Here is a 22938-nt window from a genome sequence, read left to right as displayed (position 1 = left end):
TGTTCGTTGCAGCCGAAGTCGGCGGTTTGTTTTACGGAACGAGAGGTAGAGCAACGATAGGAATCTACTCGGTTACAGTCAATACCTGTAACGTAATTTCTGAGGCCGTAAACCCAGCCATACGATCGACGAGCACTGGTGGGCGGCCTCGAAGTCGACGAGAATGCCCATGCAAGGGGTCTTCTCGCAAGAAGAAACGAGTCTCTCGTCTGCGATGACAACGCGAAACGTGGAAAGAACCGTGCTCCACGGCGTCATGAGGTAAGTAAGCGAGCCCGCGCTCGGAGTCGACCGCCAGCGGTGCGAACAGATAGCTTCGCACTCCGACATCGGGCGTTGCCTCGAGAAGAGCATTCGGGCCAACGGGATCGAACGCATACGATCCGAGTGGTCCGGGCTGCCTTTAAGCCTCGATTTCGATCCGCGGGACACCGATCAAAATCGATGGCAACCACCTACAGCTGCCAGTCGACCTTCAAGCCGGGGGCATTAGTTCGGCGTAAAATGGCGACGCAGCGTTGGCAATTAACTGCTGTGGAAACGCGTGAACGTGGACACCGGTTGCCTGGTGGTCATACAGCGGCTGAGACGATTCGATCCATCAGCGTGTCCCAAAGCGAGCCCGCACACTATGCGTTGGTCGATATCGATGTCTAGCTGCGTCCGAATTGTCGGCGAGAAGTCGATGAAGGAGGCTTGGGGACAGGTGTCCAAGCCCGCGGCTCGCGCGGCTATCATCAACGCCTGCAAGAACAATCCAGCGTCGATCAATGCACCGTCCAGTGCATGCCTGTTTACTGTGAGGATGATGCCGACCGGAGCTCCGAAAAAGTCGTAGTTGCGGCGATGATGCTCAACTCTGGCCGGCGTATCTTCCGAGTCGATCCCCAGCACGTCGGAATAGAGCGTCTCACCGAACCGGCGGCGTCGGCTTTTCAGCGGCTCGCACCAATCTTCTGGGTTTGGTTGGTACTCGTAATCACGCTGTCTCAGATTGTCTGGGTTATCGTGAGCCGTCAGCAAGGCCGCCGTGAGAGCAGCTTTCGCAGCGCCGGTGACTACGTGAACGCGCCACGGCTGAGTGTTCGAGTTGCTCGGCGCACTGGACGCAAGTTCCAATAGTGACTCGACGATCGCGGTCGGGATCGGGTCGGGTCTAAATGCCCGGACGCTTCGACGGCTAGTAAGCGCGTCGCGGACAGACATCGAATTTCCCCTGGACTCGATGTCTGCCGTAGTCGAACTCGCCGGCGGCACCCGCACCGTCCTCATTGGCTGGCCGATGGCCGGATGTCATAGGAGATCCGACCCGCCGGCAGGTAGAACAACGCGATCAAGGCACCGCCCCGCACTTCGGGGTAATGGTGACTGCCGGGTCCGGGAGCGGTCCACCCAGCCCCTTGCCAGCCGCGCGGTCCCGCAATTTCAGCGTTTTCATCAAGGGGGACAACCAGATTGAGCTCGCCGTACGGGTGCTGATGGTACTCCCCACGCATAGGGGGGACGCTGTTCATGTACACCGCAGTGATACTGAAGTAGTTGAGGTCTTCGCTGGGTTCGGCGATCCGGCTTCGTCTGTAGTCTCGGCCCTGAACCTCGATGTCCGCCGCCCATCCGTCGGCCACCCCGCCTGATACAAGCGTCGCGAGTTCGCGGTACAACGACGAATCGGGCCCGTAATTCTCGTTGAGCCAGGTTTCCAACCCCGCTCCTGCTGTTCGATTCTTGACCTCACGCAGGAACGGGATACTGCGATCGATCAGCTGCTGCCGTGCGTCCATGTACGTATACCTCGTGTCGGGGTGTGACCCGGTTCGCCCGGGAATCGTGAGTAACATTACACCTACTTTCTGTAATGTAAATCAGGCGCAACCACTCCAGTGGGCCAACGCCCTCGACACCGTCGTGAAGCTAGAGCCTGCCGCAGGACTGCCGCTGGCAATTTTTGAAGCTTGCTCGTAGCAGGCTAGGTCTCCTGTAGACGGTGCAGATTGCCGGAACTCGACCGGGCGGTCTAGCATCGCGCGGCAGATCGGGCACCGCTCGGCCCTCGACAGCGCCGATCCGGCTTAAGCAAGCCCCTTGCCGCGGGTCAGAAACACGCTCCTCCATAGTCGGAGCCTTTGCACTATCGCGCAGCCCGGCCACCGACACACGCTTACGTCGTCAACACCTCTTGACGGTGCGGTAACTGCCGTTTCCGCGTGATGTCGTCGGCGGCATCGTGTCTGTTGTTGGCAACTCGGCAATTGTTCGCTTCCGTCAGTATCATCGCCGGATGGTTAACGCCTCGCCTGGAGCAGCATTTGTCCGACATGCCGTTGGATCAATGCGGTGGGGTTCGCCGTTGCACTTTTCGACTGATTCGAGGGCGATGTGGGTTGGCGACGAATAAGTCTCGTTGTCACGAGTCCGCACAGAGCGTCGGTGCGCCAGGATGCTCTCCGTCCACTCGATACCGTGGCTGTCCGACACCGATCAGGACTGTCCGGTGTTGGAGGATCGGCGGCAGTTCGGTGTCACGAGAGTGTCACAAGTCGGTACGTTCGGACATGGACTGGCCCGGACAGTGATGCACGAAAAGCGTTGCAAATTAGGAAATATCGAGTCCAGTGGGGTTCAGGTGAATCCACTTCTAGGGACTTAAAATCCGCACAGTGTCGGTTCGAGTCCGACTGGGGGCACCACGGTCCATATGGATCCAGATTTCTGGACCAGGACAGTGCTTTTCGGGTGGTAGCGTGGACTTTGGTGGCTTCCCACGGATCTGAGTGGACAACCGAGACAGCGGATTTCAGATCCGCGAGGTTCGCCGAGTTCCTGAGCCATGAAATCGTGTTTCTCCAGGTCACGCGCTTGTGTGCGGCGCTTTCTGTTGTTCAGTGTCACAACGCTGTCACAACTGCCTCCTTAGTGTCCATCTGGACACAAACCGGCGTGCACGGACTCGGCACAACTACTGCGCGCGTCACTCTCGTGCCTCAGCAGTGGGAGGCCGCATGGAGCGGGGGACCGCCCGCGCACCCCACGGGACCCGCTGCTGGTTGATGGCATCAAACTTTTCGTCGGAACCGCTCGGAAGCGGTGGTCCGGGGTGGTCCGACGAAGCCGACGAAGTCCTGGAACTGACGTCAGATGCAAAGTCGTTGCGGTGGAGCCCGCAGTTGCACGGTCTTACTGACTCGAGGGCGATACGAGTTCGCGACGAACGAGTCTCGTTGTCACGAGTCCGCACAGAGCGTCGATGTGCTTCATCTTTCACAAATAACGAAGCGGCATCAAACCCGGGACGGTTCAGTCAGAACTTCGGCACGATGTTGCCGGTGGCCCACTCGAGACTGAGTGGCGACGGGAATGCGATCGACTGAGCCTCCGTCGGAGAGAGTGGAACGTAGTCCCCGCGTGCGACTGCGGGCAGGGATGCAGTACCGGGGAGCGCTCGGAAAGCGTCGAGGTCGGCGGGTTGCCCCGTCGCGATCACGAGATCGGCATCGTTGTCTGCCAGGTACTCGTAGGTGATCTGCGCTCGCCCCGGAATGGAGCTGTTCGGCAACCCGGTCGCGTAGTCGGTGGGCCGCATACCGAGCGAGTCGAGAAATTGCGCACCGGCGTCGTCGGTCGAATTGACCACGTAGACACTGCCGTTGGTGGGGCCGACGAAGAACGTGAACGTCTTGCCGGACAGGTCGGGGTTGGCCTCTGCGGCAGCGGCGACCGTCGAGTCGGTGTCGGCGATAATCCGCTCACCGTCGTCGCTGCGCCCGAGCGCGGCCGCGATCGTCCTGGTGGCGTCCTGCCAGGTTTCTGCCGAGGGTGTGCTGTCGTAGTGCACGACGGGCGCTATCGCCGACAATTGTTCGTAGCGGGTGTCGAGTCCGAATGCCTTCGTCCCGACGATCAGGTCGGGCTCGTAGGCGAGCGCGTCTTCGATCGACAGGTCGGCATTGGCTCCTTGGAGGAACGCGGGGGCATCTTGATCGCCCAGCTCGGCCTCGGCCCACGGTTGGAACCCCGACGTAGCGGTGGCTCGGGCGGTGGCCACCGGCGTTACTCCCAGCGACAGCAGAATGTCGGCGTCGGTCCACGACAGCGCGACCACTCGGGTGGGCTCCGAGCTGACCACGGACGAACCGTGCGCCCCCTCGATCGTGACCGGGAACTCGGCAGAGGTGTTCGCGCCCGTCGCTGGTACGGGATCGGGTGACTCGCTCGACGAGCAGCCCAACAGAGATACAACGACAACCGCGGTCAGAGCACCGAACAACCTACGCATAACGGACAATTGTAGGGGCTGAAGACGGTCGATGGGGTACCTCGCCTGCGCTCAGGACCTGATGACTGGGGGTGCTCGAGGTCCTCGTGCCCTGGACCCAGTAGTTGCGGATCAGGAGCTGACGGGACAAGAGGACTACATCGCCTGACCTCGAGCGCCATTCCATTCATGCCAATCCTTTCTTATATAAGCGAAAGTTGGTATGGTTTCTTCGTGAACGCGTTCGATGTACTCGGCGATCCGGTGCGTCGGCGCATTCTGGAGTTACTTGCCGATGGTGAGCAAACTTCGGGCGCGATCACGGACGTCGTACGGGCCGAGTTCGCGGTGTCGCAGCCTGCTGTGTCTCAGCATTTGCGTGTTCTGCGTGAGCAGGGGTTCGCATCGGTACGGGCAGAGGGGGCTCGTCGGTTCTACGCCGTGGAGGCCGGGCCGTTGAGCGAAGTCGACGCGTGGCTGGACCGGTTCCGCAGATTCTGGGACCAGAGGCTCGACGCACTCGAGACCGAGCTCGCCCGCGGGAAGCGCACTACCCGCAGATCTGCCGGCGACGACGTCGGCGCAGCCGAAGAAGCCTAGGCACAAGCGTTTTCTACTGGACGGAGCACGACGATGAAAGATGTACTCGACGAACTGTCCGCGGCCCGCCGGAAAATGGGCACAGCAACCCTTCCTGCTGGGGAGGCTTACACGATGGAGCTCACGCGTCGCTACGACGCGCCCCTCGATGACGTGTGGGACGCCATCACCAACCCTGAGCGGATCGGTCGCTGGATGAAGCCGGTCACCGGCGACCTGCGCCTCGGCGGGGCATTCGAGCTCGACGGCGGCGAGCACGGCGAGATCCTCGAGTGCGAGCCGCCGCGCGTGCTGCGGGTGTCTTGGATGTTCGGGCCCGGCGCGGACGAGTGGCCGGGAACGAGCGAGGTCGAGGTGCGCCTGTCTCCTGGATCGAGCGGAGGCACCGAGTTCGAGCTGGTCCATGCTGCGGCCGTCGGTGAGCCCATGTTCCCCACTTACGGTCCTGGTGCGGGTGGTGTCGGCTGGGACCTGCATCTGCTCACGCTCGCGAGCTTCCTCTCTGGCGGCGAGGTGGTCGAGCACGGGGAGTTCGGTGCGTCGGCCGCCGGTCGGGAGTTCAGCCGGCGCAGCGCTGCCGCGTGGGGTGAGGCGCACCTGGCCGGCGGCGGGGAACCGGGCCACGTCGCGGCCGCGGTGGAGGCCACCACCGCGTTCTACGTGCACCGGTGACGGGCGATGACGTAACCCTGGTGTGCGCTCGGTGAGTGGGATCTCGATGTTTCGTCGAAACTTGCTGCGCCGGAACGTGTTCGAGTCGAACGATCGGGCGGTGGTCTATCGTGCGTGGTTGTCGCACCGACTCGGGCTACACCTTTGATGTTGTTGCAGGATGCTCGGCGGACGTTCCACGTGTGTCGTGCGGTGAGTTTCCTCCGCCCGTATTGTCTGCTTTCATATATCCGAGCCCATTCGGGTGCTGTGACGATTCGCGAAGGAGCAGTTATGAAGTTCACCCTCCTCTACTCGTATGACCCGGCGGTAGCCGGTCCGACCGAAGCCGAGGTCGAGCAGTGGATGACGTTGGACGCCGAGTTCACCGAAGCGGGTATCGCCCTGCACGAGGCGGGCTTTCATCCGATCGAGGACGCTGTGGTGGTGACCGTCGACAATGGCACTGTCGTAACGAGCAAGGCGGAAGCGGCAGGATCGATAGTTGCCGGCTATTACACGATCGAAGCGGCCGATCTCGACGCCGCTGTTGCGTATGCGGCCAAGATTCCGACCGCTGCATACGGGTCCGTTCACGTTCGTCAGGTCGTCGAGTTCGAGATGTGAGAGTTGATCGACGCTCATCGCACTGCCGGCGACGAGATGCACCTCGCTGAGGTCACCGCAGAACTGTAAGCCTCGCTGTCGAACAACGAAATCAGAGACGACGACGCGGGGAGTCCTGGGAAAAAGGTGCCCGCGGGCCACGCGAGACGGCAGGATCCGGACTAGAAGATGGCACGGTCGATCAACCCTTCGGTCGTTGGCGAGGTGAGGTGGCGAACGTCGAGGTTCCGCCGGCCGATTCACCGAGCACAGTAATCGAGTCGGGGTAGCCGCCGAATGCCTCGGCGTTGTCGTTCGCCCGCCGCAGTGCGGCCAATTGGTCTGCGAGCCCGACGTTCCCGGAACCTTGGCCCGAACACGTAGTCCCCAGGAAGTGCGGTAGCCCCGTCGGAGTGCCGTGCTAGCGCCGTCGCCTCGGGCTGCGCCGTTCGTCCGACATCACGGTACCGACAGTATCGTGATGTCGCGGTGCCCTAGACCCGTCACATGCTCGATGACGAGCCCGTCTGCACCCTTCGTCGTCGGCAAGAGTGACCCCCCAACGTAGAGTTCGGGTCGTCTCGACCAAGTCATAGAACAGGGTGTTGTGCTCGAGCACCAGAGGATGGTTGCGTCCACGATCGCCCGTCGGGTCCAGTAAGGCGGCTCATCAGAATAGGAGCGGATTCGCTGAGTATCGCCCTCGTTGCAGATCCTCTACTGCGTCGTAGGCGCTCTTCGCCTCTAGTTTCCGGCAACTGAGACCGAATAGAGTGGAGAGCGGGTTCGGGGCGATCAAGCAGATGAACCGATCAGGTCGTATCGAACGTCTTTCACGGATTCGAGGACAGTGCGCAGCGATGCTGGGCGCTGTCCTGTTATCTGCTCGACGTGTCCCGATAGCAGGGCCTGGTATCCGCGGGCGACCGCTACCTCCGCCGAGATCAGCTCGTCGCTGGCCCACATGTGCCCCTCGGGACTGAGCGGCATGTTCGGGTCGTAGGTTCGCGGCATTCCGACCGAGTCGAAGAATTCGAGCCGCTGCTGTTCCGATACCGGGGTGTAGGAGATTTCGGACCCGAGCACCTCGGATCCGAGCCGAACAATGTCGGTCATGGTCAATAAATCCGGCCCGGTAATTTCGTAGACTGCACCGGTATGTCGAGCAGGTTCGGCCAACACGGCGGTAGCGGCCCTCGCGACATCGACCTTGGACACCGGTGCCAGAGAGCCGTTACCTGCGGCCATCTGGAGGTTGCCCTGGCGCGCGGCGGGTGCCAACCAGATCGCACCGACGATCTCGGCGTACAGCGAATTCCTCATGATCGTGTACGCGAGTCCACTTGTGCGAAGGTCATGTTCGGTCTGGTAGTGATCGACGGCCGATAGTGCTGGATTCCCCGACTGCACACCACCGACGGAGGTGTAGACGATGTGGCCGATTCCGGCCTTCTTCGCGGCCTCGATTGCATTGCGATGTTCGAGCGTGCGGCGACCGAGGTTCAGCCCGCTCACCAGTAGCAGCACGTCGCCACCGCGGTAAGCTTCCTCGAAAAGCTCAGGCCTCTCGAAGTCGCCCTCACGCACAACGACATTCGAGCCCCGATTGCTGATACTGGCCGGGGTGCGAGTGACCAGGATCAGTTCCCGAAGCGGGTCCGCGGCGAGAAGTTGCTGCGCGACACGGCGAGCCAAGTCGCCTGAAGCTCCGCTGATGACAATCCGGGTCACGAAATTACCTCCATGGAATCGATGAGCTGTAGTCCTGACTATCCTGGACGGGCAGTGTGAGATGGACAACACCAGGTAATTGCCGGTTGCCATGTGTGAAACGCATGAGCGACACGGCTGAATTCGGCGTCGGGTGACAGCTATGACGCCACTCAGACGAAGAAACCGGGAACTAAAAGGTTCCCAATTGTCAAGATAAATGTGACGGACGTAACGTGATGTGCGATCACTCTCGCTACCGAAAGGCACTCACATGCAACCAAATTCGACTCTATTCGATGGGAACCGCCCCACCGCCGACGCGCTCTTCTCACCACTGGTGCTGAACAAGACTCCGGTTCGCAACAGGTTCTTCCTGCCGGCGATGCAACGAGGCTCTCGCGGTTACAAGCCGACCGTCGGTATGGCGAAGACCCTGCGCAACACTGCGGACAACGGCCCCGGAGTCATCATCACGGAGGGGGCGGCACCTGAGCATCCGGCCAGTTATTGGCAGCCCGCGTTCAGTATTCTGGGGAAAGAGACCGCCGATGAGTGGGGACACGTAGTTCGAGAGGTGCTCGATACTGGCGATGTGGTTCTACTGATGCAACTGTGGCACCCCGGAGCCCTTCGTCTCGTCGTCGATGGTATCGAGAATCCTTACCCGGACCACCCTGCTTGGAGCCCTTCGGGACTCATTCAAGAGGGACGGCCGAACGGTGTGGCCATGACAACGCAGGACCTGCAGGACACCAAGAACGCGTACGTGGACAGCGCTGTCATCGCCAAGGGGCTCGGTGCTCACGGGATCGAATTGCACTGTGCGCACGGCTACCTTCTCGACCTGTTCCTGTGGCACGAAACGAACCTCCGCAGTGACGAATACGGCGGCGGAACACTCGTCGAGCGCGCTTCCTTCCCTGCCGAGATCATCAGCGCAATTCGTGCGGCTACCGGGCCGGACTTCATCATTTCGGTGCGCTTCTCACAGTGGAAGGAAGTGGATTACGGTGCCAGGATTGCGCAGCACCCGGATGATCTGGGACCGTTCCTTACTCGTCTGGAGCAGGCCGGAGCCAACGTCTTCCACATATCGGCGCGACGATTCGACGCACCCGGATGGCCATTACTCGACCCGCGGCGAAGCGTCGCATCCTGGGTCAAGACGATGACCGACCTGCCGGTCATGACAATCGGCAGCGTGGGGCTCTCCACCGACTTGGCCAGCGATGTCTTCGACGACAAGGAACCCGTGCTACAGGTCGAGGACGACGTCGTACGAGTACGCCAAGGCCTGGACGCAGGTGACTTCGACATGATCGGGGTCGGTCGCGCACAGATTTCCAATCCAGACTTCGTCGACCGCGTCAGGCGCGGAGACTACGAGAATCTTCGCGACTTCAAGAAGTATCGCGATCTTGCCGAAGCCTACGAAAGCTACTCGCACGAAGGCCAACTGGTCGATCAATCCCGCAAGGGGGACTGAGATCCAAGCAGGTGATCTCGTGACCTCTCCAATCTACGGGAGGGTCGACCCTCCAGGCGGCCCATCGGTCGCGCTCGAAAGAGCCACGCCGTTCTCGTTCGTTGGAGTAGTGTTCGCGCAATATCGAGCTGCGAAATACGAAGCGCTGGAGACGGATACAGGTAGGGAAGGATAGCGACATGGAGGCCGAGCACACGATCACCACTCATTCGCCGGCCGATCCGTCGCCGGTGGATCTGATCATGTTCGATATCGGACGCATTCTGAGTGGTGTCGAGGCCGCCTCCGTCGAGTCCGAGGAGCTTTTCCGGAACCTGGCGTCCGCGCTCACCGAATTCGACAGGGACAGGACTGCGCCGGTTGTCGGCGTGGTCGGCCACGTCGGAAACTATTGGCGCAATTGGCTTTTGGTCATCTCGCGCGTCGGCCCCCTGCGTCCGTCTGCCATGCGACGACTGCTGGCAACGCTGGATCCCTCTCACCCGATGTCGCAGAAAGTGCTTACCCACAATCTCCGGATGCTAGAACGGGACGGTATGTACACGCGAACGGTGGTCGCGGACGTCCGAAGGCATGTCGAGTACACCCTGACCCCCCTGGGCTGTGAACTGTCCGACCTCGTCATGAATCTGATCGGCTGGGGTTTCGAGCACTCCAGTGAGATCGACCGTGCACGGGTACTGTTCGACGGTAGTGCCATCGATCGCGCGGACGCGAACTGACCCAAAGGTTTCCGTGAACGGCGGATAAAGGTGCGGTGTATTGGGCAACGTTATCCACCGATCACGGCCCGAACTGTCTCGCTGAGTTACAGCGTGGGGAGGGTAGGTTCGATCTCGACTCAGTGCTGGTAGGTAGCGAGGTCTCGATCTTTGCTTTCGGTGGTGAAGGCAATGAAGACGGCGCTGACCACGGCGAGCGCAATCATGAACCCCGCCACCAGGTGAACGCTTCCCCCTGCGGCCGCCTGAAGTGACACGAGGATCACCGGGGTGAAGCCTGCCCCGAGGAGGGTGGCCGCTTGGTAGCCGAGTGAAGCGCCGGTGTAACGGGCGGATGTGCCGAACTGTTCGGCTATGTACGCGGCCATCGGTCCGAAGGTAGCCGACTGAAACACGCTGAAGCCCAACACGAACGCGATGCCCACGAGTACGGCGTCACCGGAGGCGAGCATGGAAAGAATCGGGAAGACGCATACTGCGAACCCGGCCAAGCCGGCGAGCATCACCGGCCGGCGGCCGACGCGGTCCGACAGTCGAGCAAAGCCGAGCAGGGCGAAGATAGCGAGGAATTGGCAGATCGCGAATCCGATGAGGACGTCGGAGCGTGCTACACCGGACTTGGTTGCATAGCCGATTCCGAAGGTAGCGAACATGATCTGAATCGCGACGCCGGCCATGCACCCGCCGGCCACCAGGATCACGTTCTTCGGCCGACGCAGTACCTGCATGAGGGGAGCTGCCGAGGCCTCGGTCACGTCCCGAATGGCGAGTGCCTCCTCGAACACCGGGCTCTCCGCTACTCGGCTTCTGATGAACAGCCCGAGCGCCAACAGAACTGCGGAAAGCAAGAACGGGATTCGCCATCCCCACGAGAGGAATTGCTCTTCGGGCAGCAGTGCCACCACGGCAAGAGCGATCGTGCCCAGCAACGAACCTGTCGGGGCTCCCGCATTGGTGAACGCTGCGGCGAATCCGCGCCCACGGTTGTCCGAGTGCTCGAGTGACATGAGTGTGGCACCGCCCCATTCGCCCCCGATGGCGATGCCCTGCCCTACCCGCAGTATGACCAGAATGATTGCGCCCCATGAACCGATCATGGACGCAGGCGGTACCAGCCCGATCAGGAACGATGCCGCGCCCATCACCGACATCGACACGAGCAGCATCGACTTGCGACCGTAGCGATCTCCGAAGTGCCCGAAAATCACTCCGCCCAACGGGCGAGCGAGATACCCGGCCGCAAAAGTTCCCAGTGACGCGATGGTGCCCGCTACCGCCGATAGGTCCGAGAAGAAGACCGGCGCGAACACGATCGCCGCTGCCGTCGCGTACAGCAGAAAGTCGTAGTACTCGATGGTGCTACCCAAATAACTCGAGAACACCACCCGTCGAATCTGCTTCTTTCGTAGGTGGCCATCGGCGACGGGTGACTCCGCACGGGGCGACTGCTCGGTCGCGCTCGGCTCGACGGGGATGCTCATATCCTCAGCTCCATCACTGGGTATTCGACGCCTTGGTCAGGCATGGGGTGAACGGCGCAACTGTCTGGTGTTGCGCATGGTGCCGGAAGCGGCAACGCGAAAATCGCGTTCCCCGCGAGGCCGCCTCCGACCCGAGGTCACGCGACGGTCGCGTCGATCTTGTCGTAGCGCACTTCGCGAACGCGGTCCATCACAGAGCGCAGGGGCTCGGGGTCACGCCCGGTGATCTGCTTGACGTGTTGGCTCATCAAGGCCTGAAAGCCCTCTGCCAAGCCAACTTCGGCTGAAACCAATTCGTCGCTCGCCCACAGGTGGCCGTCCGGGCTTGGCGGCATGTTGGGATCGTAGGTACGAGGGATGCCGACGGCGTCGAAGAATTCGAGGCGCTGGTGCTCGGTGACCGGTCGGTACTCGAGGGGTGCCGCGTGAATCTCCGATGCCATGGCAGCGATCTGATAGAAGTTCAGGAGTTCTGGGCCGGTGATCTCGTACACGCGTCCGGTGTGAAGATCCGGTGCCATGAGACACGCTGCGGCGCAACGGGCGACGTCGTCCTTCGCAACCGGCGCGAAGTACCCGTCACCGGTCGCTTGCGAGAGGACCCCGCCTGGGACGGCCGGAGCAACCAGAATATTGCTCACGATCTCGGCGTACAGGTGATTGCGCAGGAAGGTGTACTTCAAACCCGATTCACGCATGTCGGCTTCGGTCTGGCAATGGTCGATCGCAGACAGCGCCGGGTTGCCTGGTTGCACTCCTCCCACCGAGGTATAGACGACGTGGCCGACGCCTGCATGGAGCGCTGCTTCGATCGCGCCGCGGTGCTCGGACACTCGGCGACCGAGGTTGAGTCCGCTGATGAGAAAGAGGATGTCACCGCCCTCGTAGGCGTCTCGGACGGTGTTCGGATATTGGTAGTCGCTGTGTCTGATCTGGATCGTGTCCGACTTCAGGTGAGCCAGCTTCTCCGGCGTCCGTGTCGTAAGGATCAGCTCTCGGTCCGGGTCGGCTGCGAGGAGAAGGCCCGTGACTCGGCGTCCAAGATCGCCCGACGCCCCGCTGATGATGATTCGACTCATGTGTGCTCCTTGTGGTGGGCGGTGGAATTGCGTCCGACCGCTGCCGCGTCCACTGTTTGTGACGTGGGCTACATCCGACCACCGTCGGGCGGGGAGGTCCACAGCCAAGATCGTGAGGCACGTCATACGCACGGAGCATTACTGCAGGTGGCGGCGTCAGCGTCCTTTGTCGGCGCACGCTCCGTCCACTCCGACGGCAGACGCGAGCGTCGACGCGATTGCCCCCAGTTGTGCCACTTCGGTGCCGGTGAGTCGGTCGAACACCAATTCGCGCACTCGTTCCACGTGCCCTGGCGCAGTGTCGCGCACCTTTTGCCACCCCTGGTCAGTCAAGGTTGCCAAGGTGCTGCGGCCGTCCTCGGGGTCAGGCCTGCGCTCCACCCACCCCCTATCGGCGAGTCGGTCGACGACCTTCGACAGGCGGGACAATGTGCTGTTGGCGATTCGCGCCAGTTCGCGCAGGCGCATCGTTCGTTCGGCCGCCGTGGACAGGCTGGACAGCACGCCGTATTCGATATGTGTGATTCCGGCGTCCCGACGAAGCTGCGTGTCGAGCGCGACAGGTAGCCACATGATGGTGGACATCAGGGGCATCCAGGCGGCCGCCTCGTTCTCGTCGAGCCAGCGAGTTCCATCCTTCGTCATCCGGCGAGCTTAGCGGGAATTCACTTGACACGGAAAGTTTCGAGGAGCAAGATTTCACTTGCCGCGGAAAGTTAATTCGTGGAGGCCATCCGAACTGGGAGACGAAACTATGACTACTGCAACGATTTTTGGCAACGGCAACATGGGCAAAGCCATCGCGGCAATCTTCACGGCCGGTGGCATCGATGTCCAGCAGATCGATTCCCACACCGCCCCCACCGAGGTGGACGGCGAGATCGTCGTGCTTGCGGCGCCCTACTCGGCATTCGGTGACATCATTTCCGCGTACAGCGAGAAATTCGCAGGCAAGATCCTGGTCGACATCAGCAACCCGATCGACTTCGAGACCTTCCGCCTGGCCGTTCCAGCCGACAGCTCGGCTGCGGCCCAGCTCGCTGAACAGCTTCCTGACACGTCGGTGGTCAAGGCTTTCAACACCACTTTCGCGGCTACTCTTGCCAGTGGGTCTGTCGGTGCGAACGCCACGACAGTGCTTGTTGCGGGTGACGATGTCCACGCCAAAGATGCTGTGGTGCAGGCTATTGCAGCGGGTGGAGCGCAGGCGATCGATGTCGGTGCGCTGACCGCCGCACGCGAACTCGAAGCAATCGGATACCTTCAGTTGCAGCTCGCCGTCGGAGAGAAGATTGCCTTCACCGGCGGCTTCTCCGTCGCGAAGTGACAAGGAAGATGACCATCGGATCGGCAGCCGGGCATATCCCCGCCGGAGCCTACGACGACCTGTTGGCCCGCGTCCTTCCCGTCGCGCAGACGACGCCGGAGTGGAGCCCGGGCGACGGGCCGATGCCTGCATTGTTCGTCAGTCACGGCGCTCCGCCGACCCTCGACGACCCGATCTGGCTCGACGACCTCCATCGCTGGGGCCGTTCCTTGCCCAGGCCGAGGGCAATTGTGATCGTGTCTGCCCATTGGGAAAATGCACCGGCTGCGATGTCGGGCAGCGCGGCGGGAACTCCGCTCCTGTACGACTTCGGCGGTTTTCACCCCCGCTACTACACGCTGAAGTACGACACCCCGGACGCCACCGATCTCGCACGACGGCTCGCGAGTCTGCTCGGGGCCACCGGTGAGGTCCATCGATCCACCGAACGAGGGCTCGATCATGGCGCATTTGTTCCGCTCATGGCTATGTACCCGGCCGCCGACGTCCCAGTGGTTCAGCTTTCCATGCCGAGTCTCGAGCCGGAGGCGCTACTGCGATTGGGTACCCGTCTGCGACCGTTGCGGGACGAGGGGATTCTGTTGATCGGGTCCGGCTTCATGACCCATAGCTTTGCGGTGATGCGGCAGCCGGAACTCGTCGCCCACGCAGCGGCGTTCGACGAGTGGGCCGCCGACGCCGTCAGTCGTGGTGACATCGACTCGCTTCTGGATTTTCGCCGGAAGGCACCGGGAGTTCGGATTGCGCACCCCACGTCGGACCACTTCGTGCCGCTCCTGCTGGCTATCGGGGCGGCCGACGATCCGGAGTCGGCCACCTCGGTGATCGACCGGTTCGTCCTCGGAAATTCCACTCGTTCGCTGCAGTTGTTGTGACCGACCAGCTTCGATGTGTTCGGCGTATGGGATCTCCGAATTTTGTGTCCTTGCGGCTGTGCGCACTGCGTCACATCCTTGAGTAGCCAGACGTGATCGGGGTCACCAGCCCCGAAGATCCGTCCTCTCAGAAGGAAGAGACCCCGCCATGACCCAGCTCGCCAGTACCGAAATCGCCGACCTCGACGTCATCGAGGTGTCCGACGCAGACCTGGTGGCTCGCGCCACCGCACTGATCCCGCTCATCCGTGAGCATGCCGCAGACGGGACCAAGAACCGGAAGACTTCGCCCGAGGTCATCGATGCCATCGCCGCGGCCGGGCTGTTCCACGTGATGTTGCCCAAGCGCCTCGGCGGTCACGGCACGTCGTTCAAGACGGCCTGCGACGTCGTCGCCGAGATCGCTCGCGGTGACGGTTCGACCGGCTGGGTCACGGCGCTGACACTGCTCGCGACGGCGTACGGCAGCACGAACACCACGCAGGCGCAGGAAGACGTTTTCGGCGCGAATCCCGGTGCGCGAATCTGCGGAATTTTCTCTCCCGGCGACAAGAGCGAGAAGGTCGAGGGCGGCTACCTGGTGAGCGGGCGCTGGCCGTACGCCTCCGGTTCGTTCGCTGCTCAGTGGGCCAGCCTCACCATCACCCTCGAGGGTGGCGCTCCCGGTATGGCACTCGTACCCGCGGAGGCATTTACGATCGAGCCGACCTGGTACGTGGCAGGCATGCAAGGCACCGGCAGTGACACCATCGTGGTGAACGATCACTTCGTCCCCGAATACCGTGTGCAGCCGGTCGCCGACATGTTCGCTTCGACGTTCCGTTCACCGTTCACCGACGACCACGTCGCCTCGATGCCGTTCAATGCCGTCGCGGCAGGCATCCTCGTAGCACCGCAGATCGGTCTCGGCCGTCACGCACTCGAGCTGACCCGCGAGAAGCTGCCGAAGAAGCCGGTCGCGTACACCGCGTACGGCCAGGCCAAGGACTCGCCGACGCATCAGCTCGGTGTGGCACGGGCGGCCACCAAGCTGCGCCTCGCGGAACTGCTGATCGACGCCATGGCCTCGGACATCGACGGTGCTGCAGAGAAGGGCGAGCTACCGAATCCGGAGATCCTGGCGCGTATTCGTAACGACACCGGTGTGGTGGCCGAATTGGTCAAGGAAGAGATCGACTACCTACTCACCGCGAACGGTGCCGGCTCTTTCGCCGACGTCAACGTACTCGGACGGATCTGGCGCGACAGTGAGACCGCAGCCCGCCACGCGCTGGTCACTCCCGAGATCGGTCGCGAGGCCTACGGCCGCCAGCTGCTCGGCAACTACGATCCGACCATCGGACTCTGAGATGACGGTGGCAGCAGTGACCGACAAAACCATTGGGCCAGAGGCCTACCGCCAGGTGATGGGCCACATCCCGACGTCCGTTTCCATCATCACTGCGACAACCGACGCCGGGCCTGCCGGCATGACGGTAGGCACCTTCACCTCCGTCTCGCTCGAACCGCGCCTCGTTGCCTTCTACGTCGATCTCGGGTCGACGACATGGCCGGTGATCGCCGAGGCCGAGTACTTCGGGATCAACGTTCTGGGGTCGAAGTCGCAGGAGATGTGTCGAGCGTTCTCGCGACGTGGGCAGGACCGGTTCGCCGGCGTCGAGTGGGAAAGCTCCGACCGGGGGGTGCCGCTCCTCGACGGTGCGACCGTCACCATCGAATGCGCGCCGTACCGGGTGGACCGGATCGGCGATCACCTGCACGTCGTGGGCAAGGTGCTCGACCTCGTCAAACGAGACGCCGAGCAACCGTTGATCTTTCTGCGGGGCAGTTTCGTCGACATGTCGGGCCGCTCATGACGATCGCGGGCGATGGAATGGCCCGGCAATCATGATTGCCGAACATGTCGAGATCGAGGTGTTGCCGGGCCGTGAGGCCGACCTCGAATCGTCGTTCTCGACCGTCCGGACGCTCCTTCTGAGCGCGCCCGGATGTACAGAAGCGCGTCTCCACGCCAGCGTCGACCGGCCAGGGACATACCTGATGGTGGCGCATTGGAATCGGCTGGAGGACCACACCGTCGCATTTGCGAACTCCGATGCGGGAGCACGGGTTCGTGACGTCCTACAGCCGCTGTGCGCGGGGCCGCCCCGAGTAGTCCACTACGCGCTGTAGACGCCGACAGCTGTTCGCCCGACCGACGCCCCTGGCATACCTCAAATGTATGACAGGGGCGTCTTTTTAATATTTGTCAGATACTTCGTTGGGGTCGAGACTGTGGTGTACGACATAGTCACTGACCCGGTGAGCGTAGGCAGCTACGACCGCACACCACACCGGCGACCGATGGAAAGGAAACAGTCATGATCGACGTCTCGATAGATTTCGCCCGATGCGATGCCAACGGCACGTGCGCGGCCCTCATGCCCGACGTGTTCGCGATAGGCGACAACGGACTGCTCGAACAGCTCGCGACCACCGTCACCGACGATCGCTCGGAAGACCTGGACGAAGTGGTTCTCTGCTGCCCGATGGGGGCGATTTCACGCTCATGAGCATCCTTCACGCCTTCGACCCGTTCGCTCCCGATTCCCCAACCCACAGCGGGGGTGCCGTGGAGGGCCGATCCCTGGTACAGGGTCAGTACGGTTATGCCGTCCTCGACTTCGCGCTGTCCACCACCGTGCTCCGTGACACCCGATTCATCAACGCCGCGCTGACCTTGATGGAGCAGTTCGGCATCACCAACGGCCCTGTCCACACGTTCCGCGCCGAGAGCGTGATCATGGCCGAGGGTAAGCGGCATATCCGTCTTCGGACCCCGCTCGCCCGCTTCATGGGGCCCACGACAGTGGAAGAGATTCGCGCAGTGCTCCGCGACATTCTGAAAGACATCGACCCGGGAAAGGGGTCTACCGGCCCGGTCGACTTCAATGCGGCTGTAGCACAGAAGATTCCGGCTCGCATTTACTGCCATTTGGCAGGCGCACCTGCCGAGGACGCTCCGCTGGTGGCACGAATGTCAGCAGGCACTCTGGCACTGCTGCAGCGTGATCCGAGCCTGACCGCCTCCATTCTCGAATCGTACGACGAGTTGTTCACCTACCTCAGGGCTCTGATTGCCCGCAAGCGCGAAACCGGGCTCGGCGACGACATGCTCTCTTTCCTCATCCGCCAGCAGGACGAGGGGAAGCTCGACTCGGGGGAACTACTGAGCGAAGCGACAGCGATGCTCGAAGCGAGCTCGGTGAACACGGCGCATCAGACCGGGCTCGTCGTGTGGACGCTGTTGCGCGAGCGGGAGACCTGGGCGCGACTGCGCAGTGATCCGTCGCTGATTCCGGCTGCCGTCGTCGAAGCGTGCCGCCTCTACCCGCGTCCGGGCATCGTCAGCAAGGTCGCCTCGGTGGACATCGAACTCGAACACACCGTCATTCCGGCGGGATCGGATGTCCACGTGGCCGTGTGGTCGGCCAATCGAGACCCGCAGCGGTTCGAGGACCCCGATCGGTTCGATCTCGACCGGCCACGAAACCAGCCGCTCACTTTCAGCACCGGTCTACACGGCTGCCTCGGGCAGAGCCTGGCGAAGGTGGAGATGGAAGAGGTCGTACGCTTCCTCCTCGAGAATTACCCCGACGCGACCGTCGTCGACGAGGGTACCGAGATCGGGCACGGGGGCGGGCGCTGGCTGGTCGGTTCACTCGCGGTGGATCTCGGCCCGTCCGGTCCGCGAACCGCATCGTGAACGAGCCCGAACCCACCGTTACCGAGCACCTCGCGGAGTTGTGGGCGCGTACCGGGTACGACGATCTTCCGCGTGATGTGGTCGACGGCGTCAAGGACCACATCCTCGACACCCTGGCCGTTGCGTTGGTGGGCGCGGCCACACCGGAGGTGAGAAGGGTGACCGAAGCGCTCACGCCCTATGCCTCCTCGCCCAGCGGTTCGCTGGTGTGGGGGACCGGGCTCAGATTTGTGCCTGCGCAGGCTGCGCTGGTCAACGGAACATCATCTCACGCAAGAGATTTCGATGATGGCGGTGGCGCCGGGCATGCAGGGTCGACAGTGCTCCCTGCTGCACTCGCGGTGGGCGAACACGTCGGGTGCACCGGACGCCGGTTGATCGCGGCTGTCGTCGCAGGGTACGACGTCGGGTATCGCGCACTCGGTTCGCTCGGCGGATTCGCCGCACATACCGATCGAGGGTGGCACTCGAGCGGCACGATGGGCAGTTTCGGGGCCGCCGCAGCTGCAGCGAAATGCCTCGGTGCAGACAAGGAGGCATTTGCCGACGCCCTCGGAATCGCAGGGTCTTTCACAGGTGGCGTCTGGGCATTCATCGCCGACGGCGCACTCACCAAGCGTCTGCACCCGGGCAAGGCCGGTGAAACCGGTGTCGACGCAGCGATATTCGCAACCGGCGGAATCACCGGGCCGCGTCGGATCTTCGAGGCCGAGTGGGGTGGGCTCTACTCCGTGATGGCCGGCGGCGACGGGCATACCGATCAGGCTCTGCGTAATCTCGGTGAGGACTTCAACGTGGCGTCCTCCTACCTCAAGCCCTACGCGTGCTGCCGAGGCAGCCACTCGGCCGTGGATGCAGTGAAAACGCTTGTTGCAGAGCGTGGCCTGACGCCGGGCAACGTCGCGTCGGTTACGATCACCGCCGGATCGACTGCGGTGAACATGCTGTCGGCGTATCCCATCGAGTCGGTGTTCGACGCGCAATTCAGTCTTCCCTACGCCGTCAGCCTTGCGCTGTGCGGAAGCCATCTCGGCCTGCAGGACTACGACCCACCCCGCATCACCGAACCACGGATCGCCGGAGTCTTCGACACGATCTCGATGGTGGTCGACGAGTCGATTCAGATCGAGGACGGGCCGAGACTGACCTTCGTGCTGACCGACGGTGAGACGGTGACCGTCGACGCCGGAAATCCGACCGACGCGCGGGGCTCCGCCGTGACGCCCATGACGCACGACGAAGTTGTCGACAAGGCCACCGTGCTGCTGGAGGCGCTCGGTGACGATATGGCCCCACGGCTTGTATCCGCGGTCGAAAACCTGGATGCAGCAGACGATCTCACTGATCTCCTCGCCGTTCTATCGGCGGAAAGGGTACCGACATCATGAATTCCCCCGACACAGCAGAGCGCACCGAGGTCATCTCGGCCGAACCGGTCGAATCGATGGCTGCGCTCCTCGACATCGAAATTCCGCACAGGATCGGCGATACCGTTCCACCGATCTGGCACTGGCTGCACTTGTTGCCGCGAGAGGCCGAGCGCGACCTCGGCGAGGACGGGCACTCTATGGTCGGCATTCCAGCTCCACCAGCAGGCGGTCGACGACGGATGTTCGGCGGCGGTCGGGTCACCACGTTCGGCGCCATCCGAATCGGCGAACCCGCCACGAAGGTCACGTCCATTGCCAAATCCGTGGACAAGGTGGGCCGCACCGGTGCCCTCACCCTGACGACCGTCCTGCAGGAAATTACCCAGGACGGTGAACTGGTAATCCGCGAGGAACAGGACATCGTTTACCGTGAGGGAGGATCCGCGCCGTTACCGACGCCTGCCCCTTCGGTCGATCCGTTGGCCGAACCAACGCTGTCCCTGTCCGTCGACGAAAAGCTGCTGTTCCGGTTCTCCGCGCTGACGTACAACTCCCACCGTATTCACTACGATCTCGACTGGTGCCGCAAAGAAGGCTACGACGGGCTCGTGGTCCATGGACCGCTACTGGCATTCATGATGGCCGAACACATGCGGCGAGAAGGTATTTCGCTGATGAACAAGACTTTCGGCTATCGATTGCTCTCGCCGATGACACGGCCGCAGACGTTCACCGTCGTACCGGCCGCCGCTGGCCTCGAAGCAGGTGCCGAGGTTCGCAGCGCTGACGGTGTCGTGTGCGCCGTCGGAACCCTGAACGAGGGTCCGAAGCCATGACGAACGAGACCGACGTCATGATCGTCGGAGGTTCGGTGGCAGCGGTCCGCGCGGCCGAAGCCATCATGCGACATGCACCCGACCTGTCGGTGACGGTCGTCAGCGAAGAGCCGCAGCTGCCCTACGAGCGACCGCCATTGTCGAAGGTTGCGTTGACTGCCGATCTCGATCTTGCTGCACTGACCTACCCCTCGGTTGCGGGCCTGCTGGAACACGGTGTTCGCTTCTGCTTGGACACCAGGGTGACGGACTTGGACATCGCTGGTCGGCGCGCCGCAACCACCGAAGACGTCGTCGAGTTCGGCGCTGCGGTGCTGGCCATCGGTTGCGAACCGATCTTCCCTCCGATGTTCCGCGATCTGGGGAATGTATTCGTGCTCAGACGTTTCGCGGACGCGACCGAGCTGCGTGCCGCGGTGGCCGACCGAACCCGTTCCGTCGCGGTGATCGGTGCAGGCTTCATCGGCGGGGAGTTCGCGGCGACGCTGGCCAGGGACGGCAGGGACGTCACCATTGTCGATCTTGCAGAGAAGCCGTTGGGTCGGTTCGGTGACCGCGTGGCATCCGAGTATTGCGCATTGCACCGAAACTCGGGTGTCACCCTGAAATTGGGTGACGGAGTGGTGGGCGTCGAGGAGGGTTCCGACGGCCGCGTTCTGAGGCTCGCCAGCGGTGCCACCGTTCCGGCCGATGTCATTCTTCTGGGGATCGGGGTTCGTCCGGCCACACAATGGCTGGAGCCATCGGGTATCGCACTCGACAACGGTATCGATTGCGACTCGACGCTTCGAGCAGCCGAGAGGATCTACGCCGCAGGCGATGTGGTGAGTTGGCCGAACAGCCGATTCGATGCGACGATGCGCATCGAGCATTGGACCAACGCCGCCGAGCAAGGGCGCGTGGCAGGGATCAACGCTGCGAACGCGGTGTCGGGGCTGCCACCGATCGAGTGCAGAACGGTTCCGTACTTCTGGTCGGATCAGCACGGTGTGCGCATCCAATTCTCGGGCTTCGTGACTGGTGCCGAAGAAGTCGTCGAAAGTCGCGCGGATGACGGTTCGCTCTTCGTGTACAGACTCGGCGATACGGTTACGGGAGTCCTGGCCTTCGATCGTCGCGCAGAATTCGTCAAACTTCGTGCGCTGCTTCGTCGTACGACGCCATGGGATGCGGTTCAAGCCATATTGCCGGCCGGCACCGTGTCCGTCTGATTGTCGTCGTGGTCGCCATGGTTTGCGAGAATGTGTGCGAACCGCTCGGCCACGGGTGTGACGACACCGTCTTGCCTTGTCACGATGGCCAACGGAAGGTCCGGCCAGCCGTCTTCGACTGCCACGGGCACCACTCCTGGGTGTCGGTCGGCCAACTTCTTGCTCACGACGGATACACCGACCCCGGCGGCGACGAGTCCGGCAGCCGTTTCGACGGTGGGTACGGAGATCACGGAATCGGGACTGCCGCCTACAGCGGCGAACCGGTCGTCGATCAGTCGCGACAGACTGCGGGCACCGGGGAGTCGGGACGGGAGGATCCATCGTTCTCGGCGCAGATCCGACAGGTGAACTGGCGTGCCTGCCGCCAACGGCGATGTGCGTGGAACCACCAGCGTGAGCGGGGAGTGGGCGATAATGACGGTGGTGAAAGCCACCTCGTTCACTGTGGGCAGTGGTTCCTCGGCGAGAACGGGGACCACCGCGAGATCGAGGTAACCGTTGGCCAGGTTCTCGAGCAGCACCAGTGGATTGGCGTCCGCCAATTCGATTGTGATGCGCGGATATTCGGATACAAAATCCGAGACTGCAGCACTGACGAGATGCCAGAGGCCGATCGGTTCGGCTCCGACTCGAAGTTCGCCTTCGAGTCCCTGCCCCATCGATCTCAGCGCGGAGGTGATGCGGTTCTCCTCCGCGACGAGGCGTCGACCTGCGCTGTGCAGGTAGCGACCCGCGTCGGTGAGGGTGATGCCGCGAGGATGCCGGTCGAAAAGGCGCACGGCGAGGTCCGTCTCGAGTTTGGTCATCGCGCTGCTCAAGGGCGGCTGAGAAAGGTGCAGTATTCGCGCGGCCTCGGTGATGGATCCGGCATCGGCAACGGCCAGAAAGTATTTGACGGTCCGGATGTCCATGCGTCGAGTGTATGGCAACTGCATCGCAATGGTATTGGCCTTCTGCGCCCAAGTGCAGGATCGTGAACAT

General features: G+C 62.5%; 24 protein-coding genes. 15 read left to right on the top strand and 9 right to left on the bottom strand.

The features are described 5' to 3' along the window. Positions 1–525: 525 nt before the first annotated feature. The 3 genes from O4220_RS12975 to O4220_RS12965 form a co-directional block, all read right to left on the bottom strand. Positions 526–1206 (bottom strand): nitroreductase, encoded by a 681-nt coding sequence (locus tag O4220_RS12975; RefSeq protein WP_269604800.1) that lies wholly within the window; start codon positions 1204–1206, stop codon positions 526–528. Positions 1207–1268: 62 nt separating this feature from the next. Next, positions 1269–1781 (bottom strand): DUF4863 family protein, encoded by a 513-nt coding sequence (locus tag O4220_RS12970; protein ID WP_269604799.1) that lies wholly within the window; start codon positions 1779–1781, stop codon positions 1269–1271. A gap of 1517 nt (positions 1782–3298) precedes the next feature. After that, positions 3299–4273: an iron-siderophore ABC transporter substrate-binding protein gene (locus tag O4220_RS12965; RefSeq protein WP_269604798.1), complete on the bottom strand. Its 975-nt coding sequence runs from the start codon at positions 4271–4273 to the stop codon at positions 3299–3301. Positions 4274–4486: 213 nt separating this feature from the next. On the opposite strand from O4220_RS12965, the gene O4220_RS12960 reads away from it, so the two are divergent. The 3 genes from O4220_RS12960 (at position 4487) to O4220_RS12950 (ending at position 6130) form a co-directional block, all read left to right on the top strand. Further along, complete coding sequence (locus O4220_RS12960) at positions 4487–4852, top strand: ArsR/SmtB family transcription factor (protein ID WP_269604797.1); 366 nt, start codon at positions 4487–4489, stop codon at positions 4850–4852. Between the two features lie 33 nt (positions 4853–4885). Then, complete coding sequence (locus tag O4220_RS12955; RefSeq protein ID WP_269604796.1) at positions 4886–5524, top strand: SRPBCC family protein; 639 nt, start codon at positions 4886–4888, stop codon at positions 5522–5524. 273 nt (positions 5525–5797) lie between these two features. Next, positions 5798–6130 carry a YciI family protein gene (locus O4220_RS12950; protein ID WP_269604795.1) on the top strand — a complete coding sequence of 111 codons (333 nt, stop codon included), beginning with the start codon at positions 5798–5800 and terminating at the stop codon, positions 6128–6130. Between the two features lie 181 nt (positions 6131–6311). Here the strand turns inward: O4220_RS12950 and O4220_RS12945 are convergent, their stop codons facing one another. Next, positions 6312–6446, bottom strand: a complete 135-nt coding sequence (locus O4220_RS12945) for a carboxylesterase family protein (protein ID WP_269604794.1) — start codon at positions 6444–6446, stop codon at positions 6312–6314. A 458-nt stretch (positions 6447–6904) separates the two neighbouring features. Then, positions 6905–7840 (bottom strand): SDR family oxidoreductase, encoded by a 936-nt coding sequence (locus O4220_RS12940; RefSeq protein ID WP_269604793.1) that lies wholly within the window; start codon positions 7838–7840, stop codon positions 6905–6907. Positions 7841–8093: 253 nt separating this feature from the next. Between O4220_RS12940 and O4220_RS12935 the strand changes: the two genes are divergently transcribed. Both O4220_RS12935 and O4220_RS12930 read left to right on the top strand, forming a co-directional pair. Next, positions 8094–9308, top strand: a complete 1215-nt coding sequence (locus tag O4220_RS12935; protein ID WP_269604792.1) for a 12-oxophytodienoate reductase — start codon at positions 8094–8096, stop codon at positions 9306–9308. Between the two features lie 179 nt (positions 9309–9487). Continuing rightward, complete coding sequence (locus tag O4220_RS12930; RefSeq protein WP_269604791.1) at positions 9488–10030, top strand: winged helix-turn-helix transcriptional regulator; 543 nt, start codon at positions 9488–9490, stop codon at positions 10028–10030. A gap of 119 nt (positions 10031–10149) precedes the next feature. Here the strand turns inward: O4220_RS12930 and O4220_RS12925 are convergent, their stop codons facing one another. The 3 genes from O4220_RS12925 to O4220_RS12915 form a co-directional block, all read right to left on the bottom strand. Further along, positions 10150–11511, bottom strand: coding sequence for an MFS transporter (locus tag O4220_RS12925; protein ID WP_269604790.1), 1362 nt, complete (start codon positions 11509–11511; stop codon positions 10150–10152). Between the two features lie 137 nt (positions 11512–11648). After that, a complete protein-coding gene (locus tag O4220_RS12920; protein ID WP_269604789.1) occupies positions 11649–12590 on the bottom strand; it encodes an NAD(P)H-binding protein in 942 nt (313 codons plus the stop codon). A 156-nt stretch (positions 12591–12746) separates the two neighbouring features. Further along, positions 12747–13235 carry a MarR family winged helix-turn-helix transcriptional regulator gene (locus O4220_RS12915; protein ID WP_269604788.1) on the bottom strand — a complete coding sequence of 163 codons (489 nt, stop codon included), beginning with the start codon at positions 13233–13235 and terminating at the stop codon, positions 12747–12749. A 109-nt stretch (positions 13236–13344) separates the two neighbouring features. On the opposite strand from O4220_RS12915, the gene O4220_RS12910 reads away from it, so the two are divergent. The 10 genes from O4220_RS12910 to O4220_RS12865 all read left to right on the top strand — a co-directional run bounded on the left by O4220_RS12910 (position 13345) and on the right by O4220_RS12865 (position 21954). Then, positions 13345–13917 (top strand): NADPH-dependent F420 reductase, encoded by a 573-nt coding sequence (locus O4220_RS12910; protein WP_269604787.1) that lies wholly within the window; start codon positions 13345–13347, stop codon positions 13915–13917. Between the two features lie 8 nt (positions 13918–13925). Further along, positions 13926–14792, top strand: a complete 867-nt coding sequence (locus O4220_RS12905) for a DODA-type extradiol aromatic ring-opening family dioxygenase (RefSeq protein ID WP_269604786.1) — start codon at positions 13926–13928, stop codon at positions 14790–14792. A gap of 148 nt (positions 14793–14940) precedes the next feature. Beyond that, the gene (locus O4220_RS12900) at positions 14941–16140 is read left to right on the top strand and encodes an acyl-CoA dehydrogenase family protein (RefSeq protein WP_269604785.1); all 1200 of its coding nucleotides are present in this window, start codon (positions 14941–14943) and stop codon (positions 16138–16140) included. 16 nt (positions 16141–16156) lie between these two features. After that, positions 16157–16648: a flavin reductase family protein gene (locus O4220_RS12895; protein WP_269604784.1), complete on the top strand. Its 492-nt coding sequence runs from the start codon at positions 16157–16159 to the stop codon at positions 16646–16648. 31 nt (positions 16649–16679) lie between these two features. Then, complete coding sequence (locus O4220_RS12890; protein ID WP_269604783.1) at positions 16680–16964, top strand: antibiotic biosynthesis monooxygenase family protein; 285 nt, start codon at positions 16680–16682, stop codon at positions 16962–16964. Between the two features lie 188 nt (positions 16965–17152). Next, the gene (locus tag O4220_RS12885) at positions 17153–17344 is read left to right on the top strand and encodes a ferredoxin (protein ID WP_269604782.1); all 192 of its coding nucleotides are present in this window, start codon (positions 17153–17155) and stop codon (positions 17342–17344) included. Further along, the gene (locus tag O4220_RS12880; protein ID WP_269604781.1) at positions 17341–18537 is read left to right on the top strand and encodes a cytochrome P450; all 1197 of its coding nucleotides are present in this window, start codon (positions 17341–17343) and stop codon (positions 18535–18537) included. The genes O4220_RS12885 and O4220_RS12880 overlap by 4 nt, the downstream gene beginning before the upstream one ends. Next, entirely contained in the window at positions 18534–19925 is a 1392-nt protein-coding gene (locus tag O4220_RS12875) for an MmgE/PrpD family protein (RefSeq protein ID WP_269604780.1), read from the top strand. The genes O4220_RS12880 and O4220_RS12875 overlap by 4 nt, the downstream gene beginning before the upstream one ends. Then, positions 19922–20743, top strand: coding sequence for an FAS1-like dehydratase domain-containing protein (locus O4220_RS12870; protein ID WP_269604779.1), 822 nt, complete (start codon positions 19922–19924; stop codon positions 20741–20743). The genes O4220_RS12875 and O4220_RS12870 overlap by 4 nt, the downstream gene beginning before the upstream one ends. Then, complete coding sequence (locus O4220_RS12865; RefSeq protein WP_269604778.1) at positions 20740–21954, top strand: NAD(P)/FAD-dependent oxidoreductase; 1215 nt, start codon at positions 20740–20742, stop codon at positions 21952–21954. Before O4220_RS12870 ends, O4220_RS12865 begins: the two co-directional genes overlap by 4 nt. Here O4220_RS12865 and O4220_RS12860 read toward each other — a convergent pair. Further along, positions 21918–22868 carry a LysR family transcriptional regulator gene (locus tag O4220_RS12860; RefSeq protein ID WP_269604777.1) on the bottom strand — a complete coding sequence of 317 codons (951 nt, stop codon included), beginning with the start codon at positions 22866–22868 and terminating at the stop codon, positions 21918–21920. The two genes, O4220_RS12865 and O4220_RS12860, sit on opposite strands and share 37 nt — an antisense overlap. Positions 22869–22938 lie beyond the last annotated feature (70 nt).

This window comes from Rhodococcus ruber (genome assembly GCF_027270735.1).
Taxonomy (GTDB): Bacteria; Actinomycetota; Actinomycetes; order Mycobacteriales; family Mycobacteriaceae; genus Rhodococcoides; species Rhodococcoides rubrum_A.
Note: the sequence above shows the minus strand (reverse complement) of the source record. Positions and strands in the feature narration are given on the sequence as shown.

Bases quoted from the DNA above. Each gene is read 5' to 3' on its own strand.
- O4220_RS12975 (WP_269604800.1), bottom strand. From the start codon at position 1,206: ATGTCTGTCCGCGACGCGCTTACTAGCCGTCGAAGCGTCCGGGCATTT.
- O4220_RS12970 (WP_269604799.1), bottom strand. From the start codon at position 1,781: ATGGACGCACGGCAGCAGCTGATCGATCGCAGTATCCCGTTCCTGCGT.
- O4220_RS12965 (WP_269604798.1), bottom strand. From the start codon at position 4,273: ATGCGTAGGTTGTTCGGTGCTCTGACCGCGGTTGTCGTTGTATCTCTG.
- O4220_RS12955 (WP_269604796.1), top strand. From the start codon at position 4,886: ATGAAAGATGTACTCGACGAACTGTCCGCGGCCCGCCGGAAAATGGGC.
- O4220_RS12950 (WP_269604795.1), top strand. From the start codon at position 5,798: ATGAAGTTCACCCTCCTCTACTCGTATGACCCGGCGGTAGCCGGTCCG.
- O4220_RS12935 (WP_269604792.1), top strand. From the start codon at position 8,094: ATGCAACCAAATTCGACTCTATTCGATGGGAACCGCCCCACCGCCGAC.
- O4220_RS12930 (WP_269604791.1), top strand. From the start codon at position 9,488: ATGGAGGCCGAGCACACGATCACCACTCATTCGCCGGCCGATCCGTCG.
- O4220_RS12925 (WP_269604790.1), bottom strand. From the start codon at position 11,511: ATGAGCATCCCCGTCGAGCCGAGCGCGACCGAGCAGTCGCCCCGTGCG.
- O4220_RS12920 (WP_269604789.1), bottom strand. From the start codon at position 12,590: ATGAGTCGAATCATCATCAGCGGGGCGTCGGGCGATCTTGGACGCCGA.
- O4220_RS12915 (WP_269604788.1), bottom strand. From the start codon at position 13,235: ATGACGAAGGATGGAACTCGCTGGCTCGACGAGAACGAGGCGGCCGCC.
- O4220_RS12910 (WP_269604787.1), top strand. From the start codon at position 13,345: ATGACTACTGCAACGATTTTTGGCAACGGCAACATGGGCAAAGCCATC.
- O4220_RS12905 (WP_269604786.1), top strand. From the start codon at position 13,926: ATGACCATCGGATCGGCAGCCGGGCATATCCCCGCCGGAGCCTACGAC.
- O4220_RS12900 (WP_269604785.1), top strand. From the start codon at position 14,941: ATGACCCAGCTCGCCAGTACCGAAATCGCCGACCTCGACGTCATCGAG.
- O4220_RS12890 (WP_269604783.1), top strand. From the start codon at position 16,680: ATGATTGCCGAACATGTCGAGATCGAGGTGTTGCCGGGCCGTGAGGCC.
- O4220_RS12885 (WP_269604782.1), top strand. From the start codon at position 17,153: ATGATCGACGTCTCGATAGATTTCGCCCGATGCGATGCCAACGGCACG.
- O4220_RS12880 (WP_269604781.1), top strand. From the start codon at position 17,341: ATGAGCATCCTTCACGCCTTCGACCCGTTCGCTCCCGATTCCCCAACC.
- O4220_RS12870 (WP_269604779.1), top strand. From the start codon at position 19,922: ATGAATTCCCCCGACACAGCAGAGCGCACCGAGGTCATCTCGGCCGAA.
- O4220_RS12865 (WP_269604778.1), top strand. From the start codon at position 20,740: ATGACGAACGAGACCGACGTCATGATCGTCGGAGGTTCGGTGGCAGCG.
- O4220_RS12860 (WP_269604777.1), bottom strand. From the start codon at position 22,868: ATGGACATCCGGACCGTCAAATACTTTCTGGCCGTTGCCGATGCCGGA.